This window comes from Stenotrophomonas sp. CC22-02 (genome assembly GCF_004365115.1).
GTDB lineage: Bacteria > Pseudomonadota > Gammaproteobacteria > Xanthomonadales > Xanthomonadaceae > Stenotrophomonas > Stenotrophomonas forensis.
The window spans coordinates 181032-206025 of the sequence record NZ_SOCO01000001.1 but is presented as its reverse complement, the minus strand read 5'-3'; the positions used below and the strand labels follow the sequence as shown (position 1 = coordinate 206025).

The 24994-nt window shown below is 65.6% G+C and carries 26 protein-coding genes and 1 riboswitch; of the genes, 13 read left to right on the top strand and 13 right to left on the bottom strand.

Annotated features, from left to right (window positions below; genetic code table 11):
* Window positions 1–12: 12 nt before the first annotated feature.
* Together N440_RS00890 and N440_RS00885 are read right to left on the bottom strand one after the other, a co-directional pair.
* The gene (locus N440_RS00890) at window positions 13–519 is read right to left on the bottom strand and encodes a fimbrial protein (RefSeq protein WP_133933804.1); all 507 of its coding nucleotides are present in this window, start codon (window positions 517–519) and stop codon (window positions 13–15) included.
* Window positions 516–3038: a fimbria/pilus outer membrane usher protein gene (locus N440_RS00885; RefSeq protein WP_243831269.1), complete on the bottom strand. Its 2523-nt coding sequence runs from the start codon at window positions 3036–3038 to the stop codon at window positions 516–518. The genes N440_RS00890 and N440_RS00885 overlap by 4 nt, the downstream gene beginning before the upstream one ends.
* 330 nt (window positions 3039–3368) lie before the next feature.
* On the opposite strand from N440_RS00885, the gene N440_RS00880 reads away from it, so the two are divergent.
* The 3 genes from N440_RS00880 (at window position 3369) to N440_RS00870 (ending at window position 5178) form a co-directional block, all read left to right on the top strand.
* A complete protein-coding gene (locus tag N440_RS00880) occupies window positions 3369–3881 on the top strand; it encodes a fimbrial protein (RefSeq protein ID WP_166671527.1) in 513 nt (170 codons plus the stop codon).
* A 53-nt stretch (window positions 3882–3934) separates the two neighbouring features.
* Window positions 3935–4648 (top strand): fimbria/pilus periplasmic chaperone, encoded by a 714-nt coding sequence (locus N440_RS00875; RefSeq protein ID WP_133933802.1) that lies wholly within the window; start codon window positions 3935–3937, stop codon window positions 4646–4648.
* 170 nt (window positions 4649–4818) lie between these two features.
* Window positions 4819–5178: a DUF805 domain-containing protein gene (locus N440_RS00870; RefSeq protein ID WP_243831268.1), complete on the top strand. Its 360-nt coding sequence runs from the start codon at window positions 4819–4821 to the stop codon at window positions 5176–5178.
* Between the two features lie 385 nt (window positions 5179–5563).
* Here the strand turns inward: N440_RS00870 and thiL are convergent, their stop codons facing one another.
* From thiL to N440_RS00845, 5 genes are all read right to left on the bottom strand, one after another.
* Window positions 5564–6526, bottom strand: coding sequence for a thiamine-phosphate kinase (gene thiL / locus N440_RS00865; protein WP_133933800.1), 963 nt, complete (start codon window positions 6524–6526; stop codon window positions 5564–5566).
* Window positions 6527–6651: 125 nt separating this feature from the next.
* Window positions 6652–7131 (bottom strand): transcription antitermination factor NusB, encoded by a 480-nt coding sequence (gene nusB, locus N440_RS00860; protein WP_008266434.1) that lies wholly within the window; start codon window positions 7129–7131, stop codon window positions 6652–6654.
* Window positions 7128–7595 carry a 6,7-dimethyl-8-ribityllumazine synthase gene (gene ribH, locus N440_RS00855; protein WP_004154191.1) on the bottom strand — a complete coding sequence of 156 codons (468 nt, stop codon included), beginning with the start codon at window positions 7593–7595 and terminating at the stop codon, window positions 7128–7130. The genes nusB and ribH overlap by 4 nt, the downstream gene beginning before the upstream one ends.
* A gap of 136 nt (window positions 7596–7731) precedes the next feature.
* Entirely contained in the window at window positions 7732–8832 is a 1101-nt protein-coding gene (ribB, locus tag N440_RS00850; RefSeq protein WP_133933799.1) for a 3,4-dihydroxy-2-butanone-4-phosphate synthase, read from the bottom strand.
* Window positions 8829–9464 carry a riboflavin synthase gene (locus tag N440_RS00845; protein WP_133933798.1) on the bottom strand — a complete coding sequence of 212 codons (636 nt, stop codon included), beginning with the start codon at window positions 9462–9464 and terminating at the stop codon, window positions 8829–8831. The genes ribB and N440_RS00845 overlap by 4 nt, the downstream gene beginning before the upstream one ends.
* Window positions 9465–9538: 74 nt before the next feature.
* A riboswitch (FMN riboswitch) is annotated at window positions 9539–9684 on the bottom strand.
* A gap of 230 nt (window positions 9685–9914) precedes the next feature.
* On the opposite strand from N440_RS00845, the gene N440_RS00840 reads away from it, so the two are divergent.
* From N440_RS00840 to N440_RS00810, 7 genes are all read left to right on the top strand, one after another.
* Window positions 9915–10535, top strand: coding sequence for a hypothetical protein (locus N440_RS00840; RefSeq protein WP_133933797.1), 621 nt, complete (start codon window positions 9915–9917; stop codon window positions 10533–10535).
* A gap of 151 nt (window positions 10536–10686) precedes the next feature.
* On the top strand, window positions 10687–11571 hold the full coding sequence (locus tag N440_RS00835; RefSeq protein ID WP_133933796.1) for a hypothetical protein: 885 nt from the start codon (window positions 10687–10689) through the stop codon (window positions 11569–11571).
* 528 nt (window positions 11572–12099) lie between these two features.
* The gene (locus N440_RS00830; RefSeq protein ID WP_133933795.1) at window positions 12100–12606 is read left to right on the top strand and encodes a hypothetical protein; all 507 of its coding nucleotides are present in this window, start codon (window positions 12100–12102) and stop codon (window positions 12604–12606) included.
* 138 nt (window positions 12607–12744) lie between these two features.
* Window positions 12745–13641 carry a hypothetical protein gene (locus N440_RS00825; protein ID WP_133933794.1) on the top strand — a complete coding sequence of 299 codons (897 nt, stop codon included), beginning with the start codon at window positions 12745–12747 and terminating at the stop codon, window positions 13639–13641.
* Entirely contained in the window at window positions 13638–14351 is a 714-nt protein-coding gene (locus tag N440_RS00820) for a hypothetical protein (protein WP_133933793.1), read from the top strand. Before N440_RS00825 ends, N440_RS00820 begins: the two co-directional genes overlap by 4 nt.
* A gap of 184 nt (window positions 14352–14535) precedes the next feature.
* On the top strand, window positions 14536–15432 hold the full coding sequence (locus N440_RS00815; protein WP_133933792.1) for a hypothetical protein: 897 nt from the start codon (window positions 14536–14538) through the stop codon (window positions 15430–15432).
* A 4-nt stretch (window positions 15433–15436) separates the two neighbouring features.
* Complete coding sequence (locus N440_RS00810; RefSeq protein WP_133933791.1) at window positions 15437–15973, top strand: TonB family protein; 537 nt, start codon at window positions 15437–15439, stop codon at window positions 15971–15973.
* Window positions 15974–16012: 39 nt separating this feature from the next.
* Here the strand turns inward: N440_RS00810 and ribD are convergent, their stop codons facing one another.
* From ribD to N440_RS00780, 6 genes are all read right to left on the bottom strand, one after another.
* On the bottom strand, window positions 16013–17098 hold the full coding sequence (ribD, locus tag N440_RS00805) for a bifunctional diaminohydroxyphosphoribosylaminopyrimidine deaminase/5-amino-6-(5-phosphoribosylamino)uracil reductase RibD (RefSeq protein WP_133933790.1): 1086 nt from the start codon (window positions 17096–17098) through the stop codon (window positions 16013–16015).
* Between the two features lie 117 nt (window positions 17099–17215).
* Window positions 17216–17737, bottom strand: coding sequence for a transcriptional regulator NrdR (gene nrdR, locus N440_RS00800; protein ID WP_004154186.1), 522 nt, complete (start codon window positions 17735–17737; stop codon window positions 17216–17218).
* Between the two features lie 138 nt (window positions 17738–17875).
* Entirely contained in the window at window positions 17876–18325 is a 450-nt protein-coding gene (locus tag N440_RS00795) for a hypothetical protein (RefSeq protein WP_133933789.1), read from the bottom strand.
* Window positions 18326–18352: 27 nt separating this feature from the next.
* Window positions 18353–18769, bottom strand: a complete 417-nt coding sequence (locus tag N440_RS00790; RefSeq protein ID WP_133933788.1) for a hypothetical protein — start codon at window positions 18767–18769, stop codon at window positions 18353–18355.
* Window positions 18770–18836: 67 nt separating this feature from the next.
* Window positions 18837–20090, bottom strand: a complete 1254-nt coding sequence (gene glyA, locus N440_RS00785) for a serine hydroxymethyltransferase (RefSeq protein ID WP_053509807.1) — start codon at window positions 20088–20090, stop codon at window positions 18837–18839.
* Between the two features lie 173 nt (window positions 20091–20263).
* On the bottom strand, window positions 20264–20740 hold the full coding sequence (locus tag N440_RS00780; RefSeq protein ID WP_133933787.1) for an RcnB family protein: 477 nt from the start codon (window positions 20738–20740) through the stop codon (window positions 20264–20266).
* A gap of 253 nt (window positions 20741–20993) precedes the next feature.
* Between N440_RS00780 and ettA the strand changes: the two genes are divergently transcribed.
* The 3 genes from ettA to N440_RS00765 all read left to right on the top strand — a co-directional run bounded on the left by ettA (window position 20994) and on the right by N440_RS00765 (window position 24971).
* Window positions 20994–22658, top strand: a complete 1665-nt coding sequence (gene ettA, locus N440_RS00775; RefSeq protein WP_005412220.1) for an energy-dependent translational throttle protein EttA — start codon at window positions 20994–20996, stop codon at window positions 22656–22658.
* A gap of 243 nt (window positions 22659–22901) precedes the next feature.
* Window positions 22902–23591 carry an outer membrane beta-barrel protein gene (locus tag N440_RS00770; RefSeq protein WP_133933786.1) on the top strand — a complete coding sequence of 230 codons (690 nt, stop codon included), beginning with the start codon at window positions 22902–22904 and terminating at the stop codon, window positions 23589–23591.
* A gap of 63 nt (window positions 23592–23654) precedes the next feature.
* Entirely contained in the window at window positions 23655–24971 is a 1317-nt protein-coding gene (locus tag N440_RS00765; RefSeq protein ID WP_004154176.1) for an NCS2 family permease, read from the top strand.
* Window positions 24972–24994: the final 23 nt, after the last annotated feature.

Below are 24994 nucleotides of genomic sequence, written 5' to 3'. Positions count from 1 at the left end.
TGGCTCTCCGTGTTACTTGTAGTCGGCTGTCACGGTGATTTCGGCCCTGACTGCACCGGCCACCAGCGGCGTTCCGGTTTTGCGGAAGTAGCCCACGCCCATGTCCAGCTTTGCCGTTGCCGCACCGTTGACGGCAACGTTCTCCGTGTCGCCATTCTTGAAGTAGTTCGGGCCAGTCGGGCCTTTCAGCAGCGCTACCGCAACGCCCGTAGCGCCACCGGTCGTCTCAAGGTTCTTCCAGTGCCCATCCTGCGCGGCATCACTGGTCCCGTCGAACTTCAGGTCGATGCTGCCCACGCCCACGCAGCCGGTGAAGTTGAGCGTGGCCGGCTTCAGGCCGTTGTCATGCCCAGCCTTCAGATCAGTGGCGTCGATGTCATCCAGCGTCAATGTCACATCGTCCATGGTGCAGGTACCCGGCAATACTTTGCCGGTGACGGTGATGTTGGCCGTATCGGCATGGGCCAGCGGCGCGGCGCCGAACAGCAATGCAGCGAAGATCAGGTGCGAAGGTTTCATTGAGAAGCTCCAGTAGTTGAAGAGGAAACATCGTCGGCCAGCCCTTCCTCGGCCGGCGCCAGACAGCGCGCCTGTGCCCAGTACTGGCCGCGTGCATCGGGGGCATCGGGCATGCTGTAGTGCAGCCGGCAGGCGATGCCGTCTTCGGTCTGCACGTGCACCAGCCCGGTGTTTTCAAGGCCACGCAGGGCCACCACGCCGCCCTGCCCCACCTGGCCCAGCACGCGGCCATCGGGGTGGGCAATCTGCGCGCCGTAGGGCAGCGGCTGCCCGTCGGCATCGCTGGCATCGATCAGCCACAGGCGATCATTGCGGGTCTGGAAGCTGACCTTGACGATGCTGCCGGCGCTGGGTGCCACGCGCTGCGAGCTGGCCTGCACTTCCACGTCCAGCGGCAATGCGGCGGTGTCCAGCTGCACCTGGTTCCAGCGGTAGGGGCTGGTGTAAGGCAGCACGGCATAGCCGTTGCCGGCCACGGTAACGGTGCGGCCACTGCCTACCTTTGCGCCCTGCGCGCCCTGCGCTTCCACCAGCGCGAAGCTTTCGCCCAGCGACGGGCCGAAGTTGATGCCGCCCTGGTGCAGCACCACGCTACCGGTGGCCCCGGCATTGAAGCTGCTGCTGCCGTTGGCATGGCTGTAACCGGCGCTGAGGTCGGCATGGCTGCCCTGGTAGCTGGCATAGGCGTTGTAGCCGCTTCCGCCCTGGCCGCGGTTGCCGGACAGGCTGTAGGACAGCGCGCGGTCTTCGCCCAGGTTGCCGTTGACGCCCAGCTGCTGCTGGCTGCCCAGGCGGCTGTCGCTGTAGGTGGCGGTGGCACGCGGCGCGCTGCCACTGCGGCCCAGCGGCACGCTCAGCATGAATGACAGGCGCGTATCGGGTGCGCCATTGGCCATGCGGTAGCGCGTGGCGGACAGGGTGTAGTTGGCGCTGCGATGGCTGCTATGGAAACCCAGCTGCAGATCGTTCTGCTTGCCGGGGCGGTTCCAGTAGGCCACATGGCCGCCGCTGACATACAGCTGGCTGCGCTGGCCGACTCGCTGCGAGAAGTTCACCTGGAAGCGCTGGCGGGTGCGCATGACGAACGCATCGGCCGCCTGCGGGCGGTCGAACGACAGCTGCGACACATCGGTGAGGGTAAGGAAGCCTTCGGTGCTGTAGCGGTACGCGGCCAGGCCCAGGTTGGTGCCGGTACGCGCCACGCTGCGCTGGTAGTTCACGCGATAGCTGCGGCCGCTCTGCGCCGGCAAGCCCGGCACGTTGGCGCGGGCATGGGTGATATCGGCACCGATGGCGCCGAACGGCGTGTTGAACGCCGCACCAGCCAGGCCTGCCTGATAGTGCTCGGCTACCTGCACGCCGCCCAGCAGGGTCACGCGGTTGCTGACGCCACGTGCGTAGGTACCCTCGGTGAAGCGCAACGCGTTCTGTGCCAGGCCGGTATTGCGCAGCTCGCCGGCCGTGACGCTGAAGCGCTGGCTGCCTTCGCGCAGTGCCTGCGGCACGGCCGAGAACGCCACGGTGAAGCGCTCTTCGCGGCCGTCAGCCTCGGTGACGGCCACTTCCAGATCACCGCTGCCGGCGTTGGGATAAAGATCGTCGATGGCGAACGGACCCGGCGCCACCGTGGTTTCGTACAGCACCGCGCCGTTCTGGCGGATGGTGACGCGTGCATTGCTCTGTGCCACGCCACGCACCACCGGCGCGTAGCCACGCAGTGAATCGGGCAGCATGCGTTCGTCGGTGCTGATGCGCACGCCGGTGAAGCCAACGCTGTCGAACAGTTCACCACCGGTATTGGCCTGGCCCAGCGTGAGCTGGCTGTTCCAGCGCGGCAGATCGCGCTGCAGCGTGCTGTTGAGCGTGCTGAAGTGCGTGCCCTGCGGGCTGTGGCTGAGCGAACTGCGGTGGCGCAGCCGCCATGCCCCCAGGTTCAGCCCGGTGGTGATGCCCGCGTAGGTGTTCTGCTGGCCCTGGTTGCGGTAGTGGTTGACGCTGTAGCCGAGGAAGGCGGCGGTGATGCCGTGGTCGCGCAGTTCTGGAGCGACGAAGCCGCGCGCCTGGCGTTGCAGTGCGACCTGCGGCAGAGAGATATCCAAACGCAGCTGGCTGTCGTCGTAGCGCACGCGTGCGCCTTCAATCGCGGCCTCTACATCGACGCAGTCTGGGGTGGCAGTCGCTTCCACGGCCTGTCGGGCGGCATCGCTGAGGCCCAACGCCAGCAGCAGGTGCGCCGGTACGCAGGGCTGCGCAACGTGCGGTGTATCTGATGCCACCAGATCGATGTCATCGCGGCGGATGAACTCGCCGTTGAGATGGATATCAACGTTGTATCGCCCCGGCTCCACCGGGTTGCCCATGCTGAAGCGTGCCAGGTCTTCGCCGACGAAGCCGCTGGCGAAGCCTTCGCTGAATTCCACTTCGCCGCCGGGGCGAGCGTGTGCCGGCAGCGCGGCCGCAAACACCAGCGTAGCGCTGATGGCTGCGGCCAGTGCGGTATGGCGCAGGGAATACTGCATGGCACTTTGAGGGGGAGAGGAAGACAGGCGCATGGCGTCGACGCGGCCGCAGTGCAGCCCCGGTAGTAATGGGAGGCGTGCAGACTAGGGCGCGGCCTTGCTGGCGAACATGCAACTAATTGCAGTTTTTGCGGTATGGGGGCCTTTGCAACAAGTTGTATGGCCTGCCGCGGGCATCAGCCCGAACATGCGCCGGGCAGAAAAACGGGCGTGCCTCGCCTGTTGTCGGCAAGCCATCTACCGACGGGCATCTCGCCCCCTGCCCCGGCCACCCTTCGCACAGATGACGGGTGGCGTTCCCGATTCCTTTACTTGTTGAAGAGCACACCCATGAAGAACCTGAAGACCCCGATGGCACTGGCCATCCTGCTGGCTGCTGCCCCGGCCGTGAATGCTGCTGATCTGACCATCAGCGGTGAAATCAAGGACACCTCCTGCGCTGTCTCCATCAAGGGCGGCCTGACCGTTGTGATGGACAAAGTAGACATCGAGGACCTGAAGGGCAGCGACCGCGTTGGCCGTCGTGCACTGGACGTGGAGGTGGATTGCAACGGTGCCAGTGGCGCGAACGATGTCGCGGTGAAGTTCACCGGCGTGACGACTGCTGACGGTGCACTGGCCCTGGACGGTACTGGCGATGCCGAAGGCGTGGCCTTCAAGATCTTCGATGTCAATGACGATCAGCTGGCCATCAATGCTACGCCGACTGTGTTCGTCAACGTCCCCGCATCGGCCCCGCAGACCATCCAGCACAGTGTCTGGTACACCAAGACCGGCGCTGGCGCTGACGTGGTGGCCGGCGAGGCCTACGCCAAGGCTCAGATGGACATCGTCTACAAGTAAGCGCACACCGCCCGGCGGCACGCTGCCGGGCGGCTCTTCCCGAGGAAACTTCCATGAACCTTCGCGCATGCGCGGTGATGCTGGCACTGGCCGGCGCTTCCGCAGTACTTCCGGCCTCTGCTGCAGTGACCCTGCAGGGCACGCGGGTGATCTACGACGGCAGCAAGGGCGCGGTAACGGTGAACGCCAACAACCGCGGCGAAAGCGTTGCCCTGGCCCAGGTGTGGCTGGACGATGGTGATGCCAGCGCCAAGGCTGGCAGCCAGAAACTGCCGTTCGTGCTGACCCCGACCACGCGCCGCATTGATGCCGGGCATGCGCAGGCATTCCGGCTGACGTATGCACCGATGGCCGGTGCGGCGCTGCCAGCGGACCGCGAATCGCTGCTGTACTTCAACCTGCTGGATATTCCGCCCAAGCCGGAGAATGTGGAAGGCAGGAACCTGCTGCAGTTTGCCGTGCGCACGCGGGTGAAGCTGTTCTACCGGCCTGCTGGCCTGCAGGGCCATGCGCGTGACGCGGCGGCGGCGCTGGAATGGCGCGTTGAAGGTGGGTCATTGCAGCTGCACAACCCCACTGCTTACCACGTGACACTGGCCAACCTTGTGCTGCCCGATGGCAAGACCATCGAAGTGGACATGGTGCCGCCGGGCGAGCGCATCAGCTTGGCCGTGCCGGCTGGTGCAACGGTGCCGGCCACGCTGAAATTCCAGTGGCTGGATGACTACGGTACGGCGCGCGATGCCGAGGCGAAGATCGCCCGTTGAAGATGTAGAGCCGAGCCTATGCTCGGCTTTCTCTTTATACGAAGCAGCCGAGCGTGAGCTCTGCTCTAGAGAAATTCTCGTTGCGATTGCAATAAGTTGCATGGAGTACCTTCCTGCCAGCAGCGATAGTGCGCGCTTCCTTTTTTGAGAGAGTGCCGATGCACAAGATGATGACTCCGCTGACCCGCTATGCGCAGTTCAGCGGGCGTGCCAGCCGCAGTGAATTCTGGTGGTTCCAGTTGTTCATCGTGATCATTTCGATCCCGCTGTACGTGCTGAGTTTCTACGCGGGCTACACCGGTTCAAGCACGCTTGCGCTGGTAGTCAGCGGGTTGAGCGTGGTGCTGTGGCTGGTGTTTGTGCTGCCATGCCTGGCTGCGACGGTTCGCCGCTTGCACGACACCGACCGTTCGGGCTGGTGGGTATTTCTGGCGTTCGTGCCGTTCGTGAGCCTGGCGGCACTTGTATTCCTGGTGCTGCCCAGCTCGCCGGGTGACAACCGTTTCGGCGCGCCGGTTCCGCACGTGTAATTGCCTCGCTTTGGTGGGTGTCGGCCTTGGTCGACACGGTGTGGGTACGGATGCCTGACACATTCGTGCCAACCAAGGTTGGCACCTACCAGAGCAATTCCGGCACGCCCCGCGTGGGTGGGTGTCGACCTTGGTCGACACGGTGTGGGTACGGATGCCTGACACATTCGTGCCAACCAAGGTTGGCACCCACCAGAGCAATTCCGGCACGCCCCGCGTGGGTGGGTGTCGACCTTGGTCGACACGGTGTTGGTACGGATGCCGGACACATTCGTGCCAACCAAGGTTGGCACCCACCAAAGCAGTACGCAGGCAGCCCATGGTCTTGGCCTGACACCTTCGTGCCACCCAAGGTTGGCACCCACCAGGGCAAGCAGTGCTGCTTCTACGCGAAGTGCTGGTAACCGCCGCTGGCGGCTTCGCCGTCCACGTGTACGCCCTGCCCTTCGGCAATGCGGCCGATGCGGGTAAGCGGCAGGTCCAGCGTCTGCGAGAGGTACATCAGTGCATCGCGCTGATCGGCGGCAGCGGTGAAGCACAGTTCGTAGTCGTCGCCGCCGCGCAGTGCGCACTCACGTGCTTCCTCGCGACCGAGCAGTTCGCGCAGCTCCGGCGAGATCGGCAGCATGTCGGCATCCACATGCACGGCCACGCCACTGCGTGCGGCGATATGGCCGGCGTCGGCCAGCAGGCCGTCCGATACATCCACGGCCGCGTGCGCGAAGGCACGCAGGCGCAGGCCCAGTGTCACCCGCGGCGTGGGCCGCAGCAGGCGCAGGCGCAGGTGCTCGTAGTCGGCCAGCAACGTGGCGGCCGCAACGTTCAGCGCGCCCTGCTGCCAGAGCTTCAATGCGCCGGCGGCATCGCCCAGGGTGCCACTCACCCAGAGGTCGTCGCCCTCCTGCGCGCGATCACGACGCAGCGCCTGGCCTCGGCCCACCTGCCCCATCGCAGTCACCGACAGCGACAACGGGCCGCGCGTGGTGTCACCGCCAATCAGCGCGATGTCGTGCTGGTCGGCCAATGCGAAGAAGCCATCGGCAAAGGCTTCGATCCAGTCTTCAGAGGTTTCCGGCAGCGACAGCGCCAGCGTGCACCAGGCCGGGCGTGCGCCCATCGAGGCCAGGTCGGACAGATTGACCGCCAGCGTCTTCCAGCCGATGTCGAACGCCGGGGTTTCCACCGGGAAGTGCACGCCGCTGTTGAGCGTATCGGCGGTGACCACCAGCTGTTCGTTGGCACGCGGCTGCAGCAGCGCGGCGTCGTCGCCGATGCCGAGCAGGATGTCGTCGCGCTCGAGGGTGCGGGCGCGGATGCGGTCGATGAGGGCGAATTCGGCCAGGGACATGGGGCGGTCTGCTGTTATGTAGAGCCGAGCCATGCTCGGCTGCAGTTCGATCACGCGCCGCAATGCCGGACGCAACCGTGCGCTGCACGGTGAGCCGAGCATGGCTCGGCTCTACAGAAACCGGGTCAGTGACCCGATTCGACCTTGCGCCATTCCACGGCGGCACGATCCAGCACGCCGTTGACGTAAGTGTGGCCATGCTCGGAACCGAAGCGCTTGGCCGATTCGATGGCTTCGTTGATGACCACGCGGTACGGCACGTCCAGGCGGTAGCGCAGCTCGTAGCCGGCCAGGCGCAGCACGGCGCGTTCGATGGCGTCCACTTCTTCAATGCCACGGTCCAGGTACGGGCCGAGCGCTTCGTCGATGTCGCGGCGGTTGTCCAGCACGCCATGCACCAGCGCTTCGAAATAGGCCAGATCGGCGATTTCGCGGGCCTGCTCGTGAGCGAACTGGGCGATCAGCGATTGTGCGTTGCCGCCGGAGATCTGCCAGGCATACAGCGCCTGCACGGCACGACGGCGGGCGCGCGAGCGCAGCACAGGGTCGACGCCATCACGGCGGACAGGTTTACCGGAGGGCTTGCCCTGGGTGTTCTTGTTCATGGCAGTTGCTCCAGCAGGTTGACCATTTCCAATGCGGCGAGTGCGACTTCCTCGCCCTTGTTGCCGTGGCTGCCGCCGGCACGTGCCTCGGCATCCTCAGCGCGTTCCACCGCCAGCACGCCGTTCAGCACCGGCACGCCGAAATCCAGCTGCACGCGCATCAGGCCTTCGGCGCAGCGGTCGGCCACGTGTTCGTAGTGGCGGGTGTCGCCACGGATGACGCAGCCCAGGGTGAGGATGGCGGCGTGTTCATGCGCGGCAGCCAGGCGTGCGGCCACCAGCGGCAGTTCCCAGGCACCCGGCACGCGGATCACGTCGATGTTGGCTTCGCTGACGCCGTTGCCGGCCAGGCTCAGGCGGGCGCCCGCGACCAGCGCGTCGGTGATGCGGGCATTCCAGCGGCTGGCCAGGATGGCGAAGCGCGCCGACTCGGGAGTGCGAAGATCGCCTTCGTAGTGGCTCATATGCGGCTTGGGGGACTCGATAAGGGGGTGATTCTACCGTGGATGGGCCCCGGCCGTGGCTGGCGGGGGCCTTGGGGGTGTGCCGACCCACGGTCGGCACCCACCGGTAGTGCCGGCCGCTGGCCGGCACCATCCATTACAGGGTGACCGTCTCCACCACTTCCAGGCCGTACCCGGCCAGGCCGACCTGGCGGCGCGGCGTGCCCAGCACGCGCAGCTTGCCCAGCCCCAGGTCGGACAGGATCTGCGCGCCGGCACCGTTGCGGCGCCACTGGCCCACATCCTTGTCCTTGCCCGGCACCACCGGCGCCGGCTGCTGGCGCAGGCGGGCCAGCAGGGCCTCGCCATCGCGCGGGGCCGACAGCACCACCATCACACCCGCGCCTTCGGCATCGATCGCCCGCAGGGCATCGGTAGCGGCCACGCCGAAATCGTCGCGGCGCCAGTGCAGCAGGTCGGCCAGCGGGTTTTCCACCTGCACGCGCACCAGCGTCGGCGTTTCGGCATCCGGGGTGCCACGGACCAGGGCGAAATGCAGGTCGTGGGCGATGCGGTCGCGGTAGGTGACCAGCTTGAACGGGCCGAATTCGGTGTCGATGTCGCGCTCGTCGACGCGCTCGACGGTCTTTTCGGTGGCCAGCCGGTAGGCGATCAGATCGGCGATGGAACCCATCTTCAGGCCGTGCTCGCGGGCGAACACTTCCAGCTCCGGGCGGCGCGCCATGCTGCCATCCGGGTTCAGGATCTCCACGAGTACGCCGGCCGGCTCCAGCCCGGCCAGCATGGCCAGGTCGACGCCCGCTTCGGTGTGGCCGGCACGGGTCAGCACGCCACCCGGCTGGGCGATCAGCGGGAAGATGTGGCCCGGCTGGTGCAGGTCGGCCGGCTTGGCATTCGGCTTCACCGCAGTGCGGATGGTGTGCGCGCGGTCGTGTGCCGAGATGCCGGTGGTGACACCCTCGGCGGCCTCGATGCTGACCGTGAAGTTGGTCTGGAACTGCGCGGTATTGGCCTGCACCATCGGCGCCAGGCCGAGGTCTGCGGCGCGGGTACGGGTAAGCGGCAGGCACACCAGGCCACGGCCGTGGGTGACCATGAAGTTGATGTCCGACGGCTTGACCAGCTCGGCGGCCATGATCAGGTCGCCTTCGTTCTCGCGGTCTTCGTCATCGACGATGACCACCATGCGGCCCAGGCGGATCTCTTCCAGGATTTCCGGAATCGGGGCGAAATTCATGCGGCATCTCCCTCTTCAGACGATAGCTGCCGGCCGCTGGCCGGCAGGCTGACAAGCCTTTCCACATATCGAGCCACCAGGTCGATTTCCAGGTTGACCGCGCTGCCCACGCCCGAGGCGGAGAAGGCGGTATTGGCCACGGTGTGCGGGATCAGGGCGACTTCAAAACCTTCGTCATCCACTTCGTTGACGGTGAGGCTGACGCCGTCCACGCAGATCGAGCCCTTCTTGGCGATGTAGCGGCGCAGCGAGGCCGGTGCGGCAAAGCGCCAGCGCTGGGCGCGCGCGTCTTCGTGGATGGACAACACCTGGCCGAGGCCATCGACGTGGCCGCTGACCAGATGGCCGCCGAGGCGGTCGGTCGGGCGCATGGCGCGCTCCAGGTTGATGACCGCGCCCTCGCCCAGCTGGCCCAGCGTGGTCAGGCCCAGGGTCTCGGTGGAGGCATCGGCCTGGAAGCTGCTGGCGTCGAATGCGATGACGGTGAGGCAGACGCCGTTGATGGCGATGCTCTCGCCCATCTGCACGTTGTCGAACGGCAGATTCCCGATATTGAAGGTGAAGCGGACATCGCCGCCGATGGATTCGCGTGCGGCCAGACGGCCGACGCCTTCGATGATTCCAGTAAACAAGTAACGTTCTCCGCGGAATGTGAGCGAAAAACGCCGCAAGGCAAACAGGCGCACACAGGGCATGAGCCCTGTGGCACCGTCTTCTTTCATCCGGACTATGACCGTCGGCTCCGGCATTGGACCGGATCTGCTGACCCCCGGCGGTGGGCCGGGGCGCTCGCGGGCTCGTGCTTGCGCACCTACCGCCGGTGGGGAATTGCACCCCGCCCTGAAGACGTTTGTGTACCGGCGAACCGGCGCGGGTAGTGTACCAGCCGCCTTGCCGGGGTCGCGCAGGGCCGGGCCATCCCACGTTCAGCTGTGACCGACGTCGCGTTGCTGGCCACGGCTTCGCCCCACGGCTCGCATTTTGTAAAACTTTCATTAAAATCCGTCGCCGGACGACATGAGGTCGCCACGGGCCGCCCGCAGGGCCGGCTCGCCAATGGACTGAAATTCACAGGAATTCCCATGCGCAAGATCCTGATCGTGGCCGCTCTGCTGGCCGCCGCCCCCTTCTCGGCTTCGGCCGACGCCCTGAGCTACACCTACGTGGAAGGCGGCTGGACGCAGGTCAAGGTTGACGACAACGCACTGGACGACCCCAAGGTCGACGGCGCCTATCTGCGCGGTTCGTTCGCACTCTCCGAACAGGTGCACGTGTTCGGCGGCTGGTCGCGTACCCGCAAGACCTATCACTACAGCGATGGCTCGCTGAAGCTGGAGCTGGACCAGCCGGAGCTGGGCATCGGCTATCACATGCCGTGGACCGACCGCGTCGACTTCACCGCCGACGCCGCCTGGGTGCGCCAGAACGTTGAGCTGACCGATCATTACTACGGCTATTCCGAGCGCCTGAAGGACCACACCAACCTGGGCCGCGTCACCGTGGGCCTGCGCGGCAAGCCGTCGCGCATGACCGAAGCCTGGGTCAAGACCGGCTACATGGATGGCGGCAACAACTTCAAGGGCACCTGGGTGGGCACCCTGGGCGGCCAGATCAACTTCACCAGGACCTGGGGTCTGGTGGGCGAGATCTCCGGCTACCGTGACGTCACCCAGTACTCGGCCGGCGTGCGCGCCAGCTTCTGATCCAACGATCGCTCCTCGTCGTGCGATCGAACGGGCCCCGCAAGGGGCCCGTTTTTTTGGCCCACGCGCACCCGCGCGTGACCCCCTGGCGCCATCGAACCTGCGCGAAGATGCGCTAGGCTTGCGCGCCTCTGGAACAGGAAACTCCGTCATGAAGACCCCAATCCGCACGCTGCTGGCCAGCGCCCTGCTGTGCGCCCCGCTGTTCGCCAGCGCTGCCCCGGCCACGCTGTCGCCCGAGCAGGCCTTCGACCTGTATGCACGCGTGCTGCTGGAAGACGACACCGCCGCCACCCGCAGGCTCAACGATGCGTTGAAGCCCGCGTTCGAAGGCCAGGATGCCGTGACCCCGACGCCGGGTGCGCTGGCCAAGGCACTGGCCGAGCCCTGGCAGACCGTGCTCGCCAGCACCGGCGCCAAGGTAGACGCCGCCACCACCGAAGCGCTGTACGCCAAGGCACTGCGCGATTCGAAGTGCCGCGCCACCAAAAGCGTGATTGAAGACAACGAATACGTGGAAGACCAGAAGCTGGCGCGGATCAGCTACAGCTGCCAGCTGCCCGACCTGGGCAAGGTACGCCCGCTGTTCGCCGCCAGCCTGGCCGCCGATGCCAGCCCGGCCGTGCGCAAGCAGTTCACCGATGCCTACACCCAGGCACTGCAGACGGGCGCGCGCTTGCCGGTCAGTGGCACCTTCACCCTGTACCCGGCCAAGGACAACGGCTACTGGTACAGCGGCAATTTCGATGATCTGGTCGGCACCGTGGCCGGCGCGCTGGCGCCGTTCGAGGACTGGATGCAGGACGCGCAGGCGGCCAGTGCACCCAAGGTGACCGGCGTGCCGGGCTGCGACCTGCTGCTGCAGCAGCACCGCGCGTGCGTGGCGAAGATCGCGCCGGAACAGATCAGCGGCGTGGATGCGATGGCCGAGGAACTGAAGGCCAAGGCGCAGGTGCAGTCGGCCGAGGAAATGACCCAGGAGTGCAAGGCACTGCGCCCGATCGCCGAGATGATGTGGACCGACGCGTGCGCGTGAGCGCGTGACGCTTGGACACTTTTCAGGGCGTGGCAACCGACTACCGTTCTACTTCAAACAAATCTGATAGATAGCACCTGACGCCCACTGCACTCTCGCGAGCCATTCGCCCCAAGGCTCTATTTGTGCGCCTTCTACTTCTCTCCCTGCTGCTGGCGACGGTGCCAGCAGCAGCTCGGCCAGCGCCGCTCTCGCCGGAATCCACCTTCGACTTGTACATGCGGGCGCTGGTCGAGAACGATCGCCAAGCGTGGCGGGAGTTCCACGCAACCGTGGGGTCTGCAATGGGCGACTTCCGTGGATGGGAAGACGAAACATCACCGTTGGCCAAGGGCTTTCCAGACGCTGCTCTAGGACGCTGCTCTAGAATGGCTGGCCGATGACGCTGGGGCGGGCGATGCCACTCGCGCCCAGCAGACGTGGATTACTGCGGTTACCCGCAGCTCGCACTGCCGCGCTTTAAGCAGCGATACCTGGCACCGGCCAAGCGACGGCTATCGCGTCGCCACCGTTCGCTTCACCTGCCAGGTGGGCGATATCGAGCGACTGCGCCCCCTGTTTGAGGCATCGCTGTTTGACGATCAGGATGATAGAAACGCTCCCCTGTGGTCTTCCTATGTCACGCTGTTGCGCGATGGCCCGTTCCGGTCACTCTACGGCACGACCCAGCTGGTGATGGACCCCGATAGCGAGATTTGGCATAGCGAGGGGCTCGACCAGCTCTCGATCCATGGCCGGATGGAGAAAGATATCAGCAGGGTGCTGATGGAGGCATGGATGCCGATGCTCCACTGGTGGAGTCAGACGCATAGAGCGCGCGAAGAACACATGATACTGGTTGCCGATTGTTACGGCATGATCCAGCAGTATCAGCGCTGTGCGGCCCGCTTCGCACCGAATGAACTTCTGGGCGCCCACGAACTTGCAAGACATATCAGCGCACAGCACAAGACGTTAGCGGGCAGAAAACTGACGCAGCAATGCCTGGCAATGCGACCCAAGATTGACGCCCTGCGGCCAGAACCCTGCGATTGACGCGTAGATGCTCCGCAGAATGCGCCTGTATTCGCCAATGCCGAGTCCACCGTGAATGATGCCATTTCGGAATAGTTGCATGGACGGCCATAGGCGGTCGGGCAATGCTTCCCGCTCCTTCGCCAAGGTCGATCCTTGATGCGTACGCTTCTCTACCTCCTGGCCCTTGCCGCCTTCCCGGCTGCAGGCAGCCCCCCTTCCCTCACACCTGAAGCGACGTTCGATCTATACGCACGCACCATGCTGCAGAACGATGCCGACTCCCAGCACGAGTTCGATGCACGCATTGGACCCGAACTGGGCGAGTTCCGCGGGAGGCATCCCGATGTCCCTGCGATCGCATGGGCCCTGTCCCGACAATCGCACAGGGTTCTTTTTCAGGGTGCCAGCCCGGATGAGGTGAAGACCGCAAGACGGCACTGGGCTATCGAGGTGCAGCGTAGGACGCACTGTCGCGCTGTCCACAGCGAAGTCAGGGATCGTCTTGAGGAGGGCTTTCGCGTGGCAGATGTCCATTTTTCCTGTGACGTGGCCGATGTGGATGCACTTAGCTTGCTCTACGATGCTTCGTTGTTTGACCGGGGCGATACTAGCGACATCCGCTTCTGGTCGGCCTATCGCACGCTGTTGAGCGATGGGCCTTTCCGTGTGGTCGACGGAAACACCCGATTGATTTCGGCACCGGGGAGCAGCACATGGCACAGCGAAGGGCCAGGCGTTAACACCATCTACGGCCAGGTCGAAAAGGATGTGGGCGAGGTCCTGATGCGCGCATGGTTGCCAATGCAAAGGTGGCTGTTCGAGACAATGCGCCGCGCTGAAATGCAGAAGACCCGCGTAGCCGAATGCGATGAGCTGATCCAACGGTATCGCCGCTGCGCCGCGCATCTTGAACCACAGAAACTAGCTGATGCCGATGCTCTGGCACAGAGACTGAGTATCGAACGCAAGGACATGGCGGACGCCGAGCTCGCACAGCAGTGTGTGGCGCTGCGCCCGAAGATCGATGCAATGTGGCCGGAGCCATGCAAATGACGATCCAGACGGCACGATACCTGACAGGTCGCGCGGCGCTGTTGATTGCCTGCGCGGCGTTGCCAGCCTTCGCAATGGGCGCACCGGACAGGCCTGATCAGAGCCATCTTGACGCAAGCACGCCCGAGCGGAGCTTCAGTCTGTATGTACGGTTCACGGAAGGTGACCCGCATGCCATCGAAAAATTCGCGGCACTGAACGAGGTGCCAGCGCATGATCTTGAAGAAATGCGCAGTCTGATGATTCACACGATCATGTTCGGTGATACACCGCATATTGGCGAGGAGGCACAGCTGCGCGAGGAATACGTCCGTGAACTGAAGGCGCGGCTGCGCAGCATGCAGTGTCGAACCATTGGATCGAAACAGGAAGTGCATGAGGATGTGCACTGGGCCACAGTGGACTACACCTGCCGGTTGCCGGACATTGCTGCGGTGACACCAAGGCTGACGCGGGCGGAGTTTCAAGTGCAGCTGGATGAAGATCCGCTCACAAGGCTGCGCATCAACCTCGATAGGTTGCGAAAAGCACCCAGCATCGCGAGGACCGGCAGCGTGAAATTTTCACAGGACGCGGGTACGAAGGAGTGGGTGCCGAAGGACTTACCGTCGCTGCGTACGTGGGTTTTGATGATGGCTCCGCTGTCGGGCTTACCGGGCGAACCAAGCGAACCAAGCGAAGTCAATGTCTGGGATGCCATAAATTGGTAGTGAACTGATGAGCATGCATGCGTCCCGCAGGACCTGCCGCCCACGTACGAGTGGATACAGATGCTGCTGACGTCACCGGAATAGGCCCGCGCTGCGCCTCGCATCCTCGCATCCTCGCATCATGCATGTTCCCGTTCGCCATCCCCGGGGCTCGGATTTCGGACAAGTTGCATGGACGTGGGCAGTGCAGGCGATGATCCTCGGGTGTTATTCCGCCTGCCCACGCCCTGCCATGTTGAAACCGTTGCTCGCCCTGCTGCTTGGTACCCCCCTTTCCGCGATCGCTGCCGAACCTTCCCCCCTTTCGCTGGAAGAGACCTTTGATGCCTACGTACGGGTGCTCACTCAGGGAGACGAGCAGGCCAAGGCAACGCTGCGGAACAGCCTTCTGTCCGCAAAGGACCTGGAGCCGGCAGACGTGGACAGCATCATCGACAGTGTCTCCTCCATAGGAAACTTCTCCGCAAGCTTCAGCGGGACGTCGCTGGAGTCTATCGCCGATGCCCTGAGCGCACGTCAAAGCGCGGTGTCCTGCGTAACGACGGCGATAGCACGTAGCGACGTCGATGGCGCCGGTCAGGCCACGGTGAACTACCGCTGCGATCTACCGGATGTGTCTGGATACTTTCCGGTCTACCGCAGGATATACATGGAGCGTAAGGCGGAAGCAGATGATCCTTCCCGCGCATCGAGGTTCATCAACGACTATGCACGCGCGTTGATGGAAGCACCTACCGTTCCGTATGACGGCGAGGCCATTTTTCTTCAGGCTGGGGACGATGGTCCTTGGACCAGCCCTACGCTACCCCTCCTTGGCGTCATGCTCACCAAAAGCCTTCTGCCGCTCTCCGAGTGGAGAGAACGGATCGAAGCGGAGGCGGCCGCTGCGTACTCGGGCATCCCGGCCTGCGACCTGATGTTGGACGCGCAACTGAAGTTCGTCGAGCGCTATGACCGGGATAGCACCCTGCTACGTGGCACGGCGCTGCAGGATGCCGTGGACGAAAAAGTGAGAACGCTGGGGCCGGAGCTGGCCGCTGCATACTGCCGGGGAATCCTGGAACGGTTCCGCGAACGGTGACCCAGTGAGTCTGCGCAGCGCGATGTTGTTGTATGCGATGGTCGGGCTCGGCGGATGCGCCCTCCCGCCGGGTTACGAGATCGCGCCCGAACAGGCCCGGAGTCGCCTGCAGACTGAGAGTCCGGGTTGCAGGGAAGAAGACGATCCCGTCACATGCCTGCGGCGCTTCACATCCACGCCGCCCCGAACCTTCACGGCACGCGCCGACTGCAGCGTATTCACCGAGCGCAGCGACAGCGTTACGATCGAGCCCACCACGCGTGCGGCACGGCCGGCCCGATTCCCCGCAACAGCGCGCGAAGGCGGCAAGGTACACCTGCAGATGCAGGTGGATGCCACTGGCCGACTGGCCGGAATCCGTGTGCTGGAATCCAGCGGCCATCCCCAGCTTGCCGAGGCGGCGATGGCCGCCGCCAGGGACTGGTGCTATCTGCCCGCACACCGCAATGGCCGCGACACCGGCGGCGAGGTGGAAGCGTGGTTCCACTTCAACGTCGTGAGCTGGCCGCGGAACGGCAATGCACCACAGGAAGAAGCGTAAGGGCCCCAGCACCGACCCGGCTCGGTCCCTACCAGAGCATTACACGCGCAGCAGCAACCGCAGGTCCTCACCCACCTGGCGCTGATCGACCACGCGCAGGCGGCGCTGCTGGTCCATCGCGTCGATGCCGAGGCCAGCCAGCAGCGGGCGGCCGCTGTCACCCAGCAACGTGGGCGCCAGGTACAGCAGCAGTTCGTCTACCCAGCCACCGCGCAGCAGCGCGCCAGCCAGGGTCGCACCCGCTTCGGTGTGCACTTCGTTGATGCCGCGCTCGGCCAGCAGCGCCAGTACCGCGCCCAGATCGAGATGCCCATGGCGAAGCGCCACGCTGGCGAATGCGGCGTCGGCTGCATCAGGGGGGCTGACAACCGCGTTGTGCAGGTACAGCGTGGGTGCCCCGCCCTCGCGCACGCGGCTGCATTCCAGCGACCGCAGGCGCGAATCGAGTACGACGCGCAGCGGCGGCATCACTTCGGTATCGGCCAGGCGCACGGTCAGCATCGGGTCGTCGGCCAGTACGGTGTCGGCGCCAGTGAGGATGGCGCCCGCACGCGCGCGCCAGTGCTGCACGTCTTCGCGCGCCGCCGCGCCGGTGATCCACTTCGACGTGCCGTCGGCCATCGCGGTACGGCCATCCAGGCTGGCGGCCAGCTTCACCCGCAGCCACGGACGGTTGCGCTCCACGCGCGACAGGAAGCCCTTGTTGAGCTCGCGCGCCTGCGCGGCCATCAAGCCTTCAGACACGTCGATGCCGGCCTCGCGCAGCAGATCGAAGCCACCGCCATCGACCTTCGGGAACGGATCGCGCATCGCCGCGACCACGCGCGATACGCCGGCTTCGATCAGGGCCAGCGCGCAGGGCGGTGTACGCCCGTAGTGCGCGCAGGGTTCCAGCGTGACGTAGGCGGTGGCACCGCGCGCTTCGCTGCCGGCCTCGCGCAGCGCGAACACTTCGGCATGCGGCCCACCGGCACGCTGGTGCCAGCCCTGCCCGACCACGCGTTCGCCGTGGGCGATGACGCAGCCGACCATCGGGTTGGGACGGGTGGTGTAGGCACCGCGCTCGGCCAGACGCAACGCGTTGGCCATGTGCAGGTGGTCAAGGACGGAGAACGGTGTGGTCATGCCGCCATGGTAACGCCGTCGGTGTGGATCCATGCCACGCGGTCTCTGTGCCAACCAAGGTTGGCACCCACCGAGGCAGATATCTGTGCCAACCAACGGTTGGCACCCACCAGGGCGTCAGCCCTTCTTCTTCTTGGTCAGGGCGATCACATCGCCCAGCAGCTGCAGCTGTTCGGTACTGGAGGGCAGTTCGCGTTCCAGCTTCTCGATCTCCTCGCGGAAATCGGCCACATCCTCGAAGCTGCGGTACACCGAGGCGAAACGCACGTAACCCACATGGTCGAGCTTGCGCAGTTCGTTCATCACGAACTCGCCGACCTTGATGGAAGGCACTTCGCGTTCGCCACTGATGCGCAGCTGGTGGACCACGGCGCGCACCGCTGCTTCGATTTTCTCTTCGGGCACGGCGCGCTTCTGCAGCGCGCGGTCGAAGCCGGCGCGCACCTTGCGCTGGTCGAAGGCCTCGCGGGTGCCGTCACTTTTGACGATGGCCGGCAGCTTAAGCTCGACCGTTTCCAAGGTGCTGAAGCGTTCGTTGCAGGCCTCGCACTCACGCCGACGACGGATCGTCGCGCCGTCTTCGGAGACGCGCGAGTCGATGACCCGGGTATCGGCATGCTGGCAGAAGGGGCAATACATGGAACGCCTGGCTCGCGAGAAGACCTGCGGCCACGGTCGTGGCAGCGTCGCAAAGGTACCTGAGAAGGGGCGCAGCAGCAAATGCTGTCTGCGCGGAAGTACCTGCACAAAACGCCAACACTGCTTGCAGTTGGCGCCTCAGCCGCCCTGGCCGGACGCAGCGCCGCCCCGGCCCCAGCGCAGCCACGCCAGATGTGCGGCCGGCAGCAGGAACGGCGGCCCTAATCCCAGGTAGCTCAACAGCGCGAACTCGCCGTCCTTGAACGCCAGATGCAGCGTGACGGCGACCACAGCCAGCGCGGCCAGGACGCCCAGCAACAATCCCACCCACGCCACAGGCGACGATTGCCGCAGGCCATCAAGGCCGCGCCGCAGGAATACGCCGCTCAGCCACAGCCATGACAGCAGGCCGATGATCCCGCCCAGCGACCACAGCAGCAGCAACGTGGGTTCGTTGCCGGACAGATACTTGCCGTCCATCGCGACCATCAGCCCCAGCGCCGCGACGGTTCCGCCGGCAGCAAGTGCAGGCAGGCCGAGCACGAGACCGCCCACCGCAACCATCCGTTTGTGCAGATGCTCATCCATGCATCCGGTTTCCTTCCATGGGCCTCATCATGCGCGGCGTTTGAGCCACAGCAGCATCGCGGCCGGCACCAGCAGCGGCGGGCCGAACAGCAACAGGCCAAAGCCCTCCGCGCGTTCGGTCAACCCGACCACCACGCCCAGTACAGCGATGGGCACGGCAACCAGCGCACCCAGCAGCAGCCCCCACCAGCCGATGCGGCTCACGGCCCGCAGGCCCGGCCGGCCGTGCAGCAGAAAATCGACGCTGATACGCAGCCAGACAACGATGCCCACGGTGCCGGCAGCGCCCAGCAGCACCATCAGCAACCGGCTCGGCAGCCGGGTTTCCTGCATCAGGCCGGCGTACACGCCCACCAGGGCGACAATGCCGCCCAGCAGCGCTCCCGGCAGGCCAAACACCACTGCCAGGGCGGCATACAGATATCTGAGGCGGCGCTCGTCCATGCGCGGGTGCTCCGATGCCGGGGTCAGAGCCCTTCCCGCGGGAAGGGTTCCGACCCCACAGGACCGATCAGCCGTAGACCGGGTACTTGCGGCACTGCGCGCTGACCGCATCGCGCACGCGGGCGATGACCGCTTCATCGGCCGGTGCATCAAGCACGTCGGCGATCCAGTTGGCCAGGTCCACGCAGTCCTGTTCGACGTAACCGCGGGTGGTCACCGCCGGGGTGCCCAGGCGCAGGCCCGAGGTCACGAACGGCGAACGCGGATCGTTCGGCACCGAGTTCTTGTTGACGGTGATGTGGGCCTTGCCCAGCGCGGCTTCCGCGTCCTTGCCGGACACGTCCTTGCCGATCATGTCGACCAGCATCAGGTGGTTCTGGGTGCCGCCGGAAACGATCTTGTAGCCACGTGCGATGAGCGTGTTGGCCATCGCCTGGGCATTCTTCACCACCTGCTGCTGGTAGGCCTTGAAGCCCGGCTCCAGCGCTTCCTTGAAGGCCACGGCCTTGCCGGCGATGACGTGCATCAGCGGACCGCCCTGGATGCCCGGGAACACGATCGACTGCAGCTTCTTGACCAGGTCTTCGTCGGCGCCCTTGGCGACGATGATGCCGCCGCGTGGGCCGCGCAGGGTCTTGTGGGTGGTCGAGGTGACCACGTGGGCGTGTTCCAGCGGGCTCGGGTAGACGCCAGCGGCGACCAGGCCGGCCACGTGCGCCATGTCGACGAACAGGTAGGCACCGACCTTGTCGGCGATGGCGCGGAAGCGCGCCCAGTCGATCACCTGCGAGTAGGCCGAGAAGCCGGCCACGACCATCTTCGGCTTGTGCTCCAGGGCCAGGCGCTCGACTTCGTCGTAATCGATCAGGCCCTGGTCGTTCACGCCGTACTGCACGGCGTTGAACAGCTTGCCGGAAGCATTCACCTTGGCACCGTGGGTGAGGTGGCCACCGTGGGCCAGGCTCATGCCGAGGATGGTGTCGCCCGGCTGCAGCAGGGCGAAGTACACGGCCTGGTTGGCCTGCGAGCCGCTGTGCGGCTGCACGTTGGCGTAGTCGGCACCGAACAGCTGCTTGAGGCGGTCGATGGCCAGCTGCTCGGCGATGTCCACGTATTCGCAGCCACCGTAGTAGCGCTTGCCCGGGTAGCCTTCGGCGTACTTGTTGGTCAGCTGGCTGCCCTGGGCTTCCATCACCGCCGGGCTGGTGTAGTTCTCGCTGGCGATCAGCTCGACGTGGTCTTCCTGGCGCTGGGTCTCAGCGGCAATGGCCTTGGCCAGTTCGGGATCGTAGGATTCGATGCGGACGTCACGCGGGAACATCGGGTACTCCAGCAGGCAGGGAAAGGGGGTACGACTCAGCCCTCGATTGTAGCCCCGCACCGGCCTGCTGGGGCCGAAACGGACGGGGCCGGCATCCCCGAAGGAATCCGGCCCCGTATGGTTTCGCCTGCCGTATCAGTAGACCCACGCTATGCGTGGATGTGACCGCCGACTCAGCGTCCGCTGAGCACGTACTGGGCGATCACGCCGGTGGCGATGGCCACCAGCAGCATGTTGCCGCGGTCATCGCGGATCCACTGGTGCCCGTACGGCGGGCGGCGCAGGTGGTAGCGCGGGTAGTCGTTCACCACGTAGACCGGGCCGGAGTAGTAGTTGCGGTAGGGGGAGCCGACCCGCCAGCCGTAGCTGCCATAGCGCGGCGGCGGCGGTGCCGGCCGATAGACCACCCGCGGCGGTGCCGGGCGGTAGTAGCGGTCGTGGTCGCGGTGCCAGTCGCGGCGGTCACGCTCCCAGTCACGCCGGGCCTCGCGGCGGTCGCGTTCCCAGTCACGGCGATCCTGGCGCCACTCGCGGCGGTCTTCGCGCCACTCACGGCGGTCGCGGTGGTCGTTGTCGGCGAAGGCCGGGGCGACGGCGCCAAGCGCCAGCACAGAGGCCACGGCGCCGGCCATTACTCGATTGATGCGCATGTCAGACCTCTGCTTGGGTGGGTGGTGAGCCCATATTGCGCACTTGATCTGAACCGTTTCCAGCTGGAAACGCTTCCCGTTTCAGGACTGTGATCAGGTATTCAGGCGATAGCCAGCCCAGCGCCCCCTGCCCGGCGCGGCCCGGAACCGGTTCCGGCTATAATTGGCGGTACACCTTTTCAGTCTGTGCCCGCTGCCGCAACGGGATGTTCCCGTGGCGGACCGGGCGCAGGGCCGCGCCTACGGAGACCTCATGTCCTCGCAATACATCTACACCATGAACCGCGTGTCCAAGGTGGTCCCGCCCAAGCGGCAGATCATCAAGGACATCTCGCTGTCCTTCTTCCCGGGCGCGAAGATCGGCCTGCTGGGCCTGAACGGCGCCGGCAAGTCCACCGTGCTGAAGATCATGGCCGGCGTGGACACCGATTTCGAGGGCGAAGCCCGCCCGCAGCCCGGCATCAAGGTCGGCTACCTGGCCCAGGAACCGGAACTGGACCCGACCAAGACCGTGCGTGAAGCGGTCGAGGAAGGCGTGGGCGAAGTGCTGCAGGCCCAGGCCGCGCTGGACGCGGTGTACCTGGCCTATGCCGAGGAAGGCGCCGACTTCGACGCGCTGGCCAAGGAACAGGAGCGCCTGGAGGCGATCCTGGCCGCCGGCGACGCGCACACCCTGGAAAACCAGCTGGACGTGGCCGCCGATGCGCTGCGCCTGCCGCCGTGGGATGCCGTGGTCGGCAAGCTGTCCGGTGGTGAGAAGCGCCGCGTGGCGCTGTGCCGCCTGCTGCTGCAGAAGCCGGACATGCTGCTGCTCGACGAACCGACCAACCACCTCGACGCCGAGTCGGTGGAGTGGCTGGAACAGTTCCTGGCGCGCTACACCGGCACTGTCGTGGCGGTCACCCATGATCGCTACTTCCTGGACAACGCCGCCGAGTGGATCCTGGAACTGGACCGCGGCCGCGGCATTCCGTGGAAGGGCAACTACACCGACTGGCTGACCCAGAAGGACGAGCGCCTGAAGCAGGAAGACAACCAGGAAAAGGCTCGCCAGAAGGCGATCCAGAAGGAACTGGAGTGGTCGCGCCAGAACGCCAAGGGCGGCCGCACCAAGGGCAAGGCCCGTCTGGCCCGCCTGGAAGAGCTGCAGTCGGTCGATTACCAGAAGCGCAACGAGACCAATGAAATCTTCATCCCGCCGGGCGAGCGCCTGGGCAATGCGGTGATGGAGTTCAAGAACGTCTCCAAGAAGTTCGGCGACCGCCTGCTGTTCGACAACCTGAGCTTCCTGGTGCCGGCCGGCGCCATCGTCGGCATCATCGGCCCCAACGGTGCCGGTAAGTCGACCCTGTTCAAGATGATCACCGGCCAGGAAAAGCCGGATACCGGCGAGATCGTGGTCGGCCCGACCGTGAAGCTGTCCTACGTGGACCAGAGCCGCGACGCGCTGGAAGGCAACCACAACGTCTTCCAGGAAATCGCGGGTGGCCTGGACATCCTCAACATCAACGGCATCGAGATCCAGTCGCGCGCCTACATCGGCCGCTTCAACTTCAAGGGCCAGGACCAGCAGAAGATGGTTGGTTCGCTGTCCGGTGGTGAGCGTGGCCGCCTGCACATGGCCAAGACCCTGCTGCAGGGTGGCAACGTGCTGCTGCTCGACGAACCGTCCAACGACCTGGACATCGAAACCCTGCGTGCGCTGGAAGATGCGCTGCTGGAGTTCCCGGGCAACACCTTCGTCATTTCGCATGACCGCTGGTTCCTGGATCGCATCGCGACCCACATCCTGGCGTTCGAAGGCGACTCGCACGTGGAGTTCTTCCAGGGCAACTACCGCGAGTACGAAGAAGACAAGCGCCGCCGCATGGGCGACGACGCTGCGCCGAAGCGCCTGCGCTTCAAGGCGCTGAAGTAACGGTTCCTGCAGGAAACGAAAGGCCGCGCTCGCGCGGCCTTTCGTCATTCAAGAGGACCTATCGCCACGCATTGTCGTTTTCAGCCGCTCTGGCCCACGGACTCCAGCCACGCTGGACCGCCACGCCCTCAACCGGCCTTGCTGCACCCGGCACCCACCGCACTTTGCAACTCGTTGTATGTTTCCGCCCGCGCTCATCGGCTTTCCTACGTCCCGCTTCATCCCCCAACGTAGGAAACCGCAATGAAAACTCTGATCATCACCACGGCCGCCCTGCTGCTGTCGGGCACTGCCACGGCCGCCACCCCTGACTGGGACGTCTTCTACCTGGGTGCGCAGGCCTCGCATGGCGAGGGGCACAGCAAGGACCGCAGCAATGCCAGCGCCTCGGAAAAGAGCGTGCGCGGCTTCAGTGGCGGCGTGCAGGGTGGGCGTCGCTGGCAGTTCGACAACAACATCGTGGTCGGCGTTGAAGGCGCGCTGTCGTTCGGCAACATCACGCGTGACTGGAAGGATCGCGAGCAGCACCGGTACAGCCCGTACTACGGCAAGGATGCGGTGACCCGTTCGGGCACCTTCGATGTGACGCTGGGCCGAGCGATGGGTCGCTGGCTGCCCTACCTCGGCGCCGGCGTGACAGTGGCCCAGCAGGCATTCACGCTGGGCTGCGACAAATCGCTGGTGGAAGCCACCAACGGCTGCCGCGTGGCCGAGTTCGAGACCCGTGCCTCGCACCTGTCCACCGGCGCCAACGCCACGGCAGGCGTGCTGTACCGCTTCAACGACCGTCTTTCCGCCGGTGCCGAGTACCGTTACACCCACCTGGGTTCCAGCCCGGTGACGCTCGACGATCCCAACTACCCGGCCGCGGCCCGCCGCAGCTTCCATACCGACTACAGCAGCGCTACGCTGAAGTTGAACTACCACTTCTAACCGCCTGACGACGCACCTGCGGCACCTTCGGGCGGCAGGGCGCGCAGGCATGAGAGATCTGCGATGCCCCTGTTCGAACGCCTGTTCCAGCTGCAGCAGCACGGCACCACCGTGCGCACCGAGCTGCTGGCCGGTGTCACCACCTTCCTGACGATGTCCTACATCGTCTTCGTGAACCCCGAGATCCTCGGCACCACCGGCATGGATGCCGGTGCGGTGTTCGTGGCGACCTGCCTGGCCGCCGCGCTGGGTTCGGCGGTGATGGCGCTGGCCGCCAACTTCCCGGTCGGCATGGCGCCGGGCATGGGCCTGAACGCGTTCTTTGCCTTCACCGTGGTCGGCGCCGCCGGCCTGCCGTGGCAGCAGGCGCTGGGTGCGGTGTTCATCTCCGGCCTGGTGTTCCTGGTGCTGTCACTGACCGGCGTGCGCGCGTGGCTGGTATCGGGCATTCCGGCATCGCTGCGTTCGGCCATCGTGGCCGGCATCGGCCTGTTCCTGGCGATCATCGCGCTGCAGAAATCCGGCGTGATTGTCGGCAATGAAGACACGCTGGTGGCGCTGGGCCCGTTGAACACGGCACCGCCGCTGCTGGCACTGGCCGGCTTCCTGCTGATCGCGGTGCTGGAAGCACGCCGCATCCGCGGCGCGATCCTGATCGGCATCCTGGCAGTGACAGCTGCAGGCTGGGCCCTGGGTGATGTGCAGTACCAGGGCCTGGTGTCGTTGCCGCCGAGCCTGGCCCCGACCTTCCTGCAGCTGGACCTGCCGGGCCTGCTGCACCACGACGGCGGCGCGCCGATCGCGGTGCTGCTGCAGGTGGTGCTGGTGTTCGTGCTGGTGGAAGTGTTCGATGCCACCGGCACGCTGTATGGCGTGGTCGGCCGCGCCGGCCTGCTGAAGCTGCCGGGCGCGCAGAAGCGTTTCGGCCGCGCACTGCTGGCCGACAGCACCGCGATCGTCGCCGGTTCGTTGCTCGGCACCAGCAGCACCACCGCCTTCGCCGAAAGCGCCTCGGGCGTGCAGGTGGGCGGCCGCACCGGGCTGACCGCGCTGGTGGTGTCGGCGTTGTTCCTGGCCGCGCTGCTGTTCTCGCCGCTGGCGGCGATGGTGCCCAGCTATGCCACTGCGCCGGCGCTGCTGTTCGTGGCCGGATTGATGCTGCGCGAACTGGTGGAAGTGGACTGGAGCGACCTGACCGAATCGGTTCCCGCCGCGCTGTGTGCGCTGGCGATGCCGTTCACCTACTCGATTGCCAACGGCCTGGCGTTCGGTTTCATCGCCTACGCCGCGCTGAAGGCGGGCACCGGCCGCTGGCGCGAGGTGCACCCGGCGGTGTGGCTGGTGGCGGTGCTGTTCACCCTGCGCTACGCGCTGGAGTAGGCGGCGCCGGCATGCACCCGACC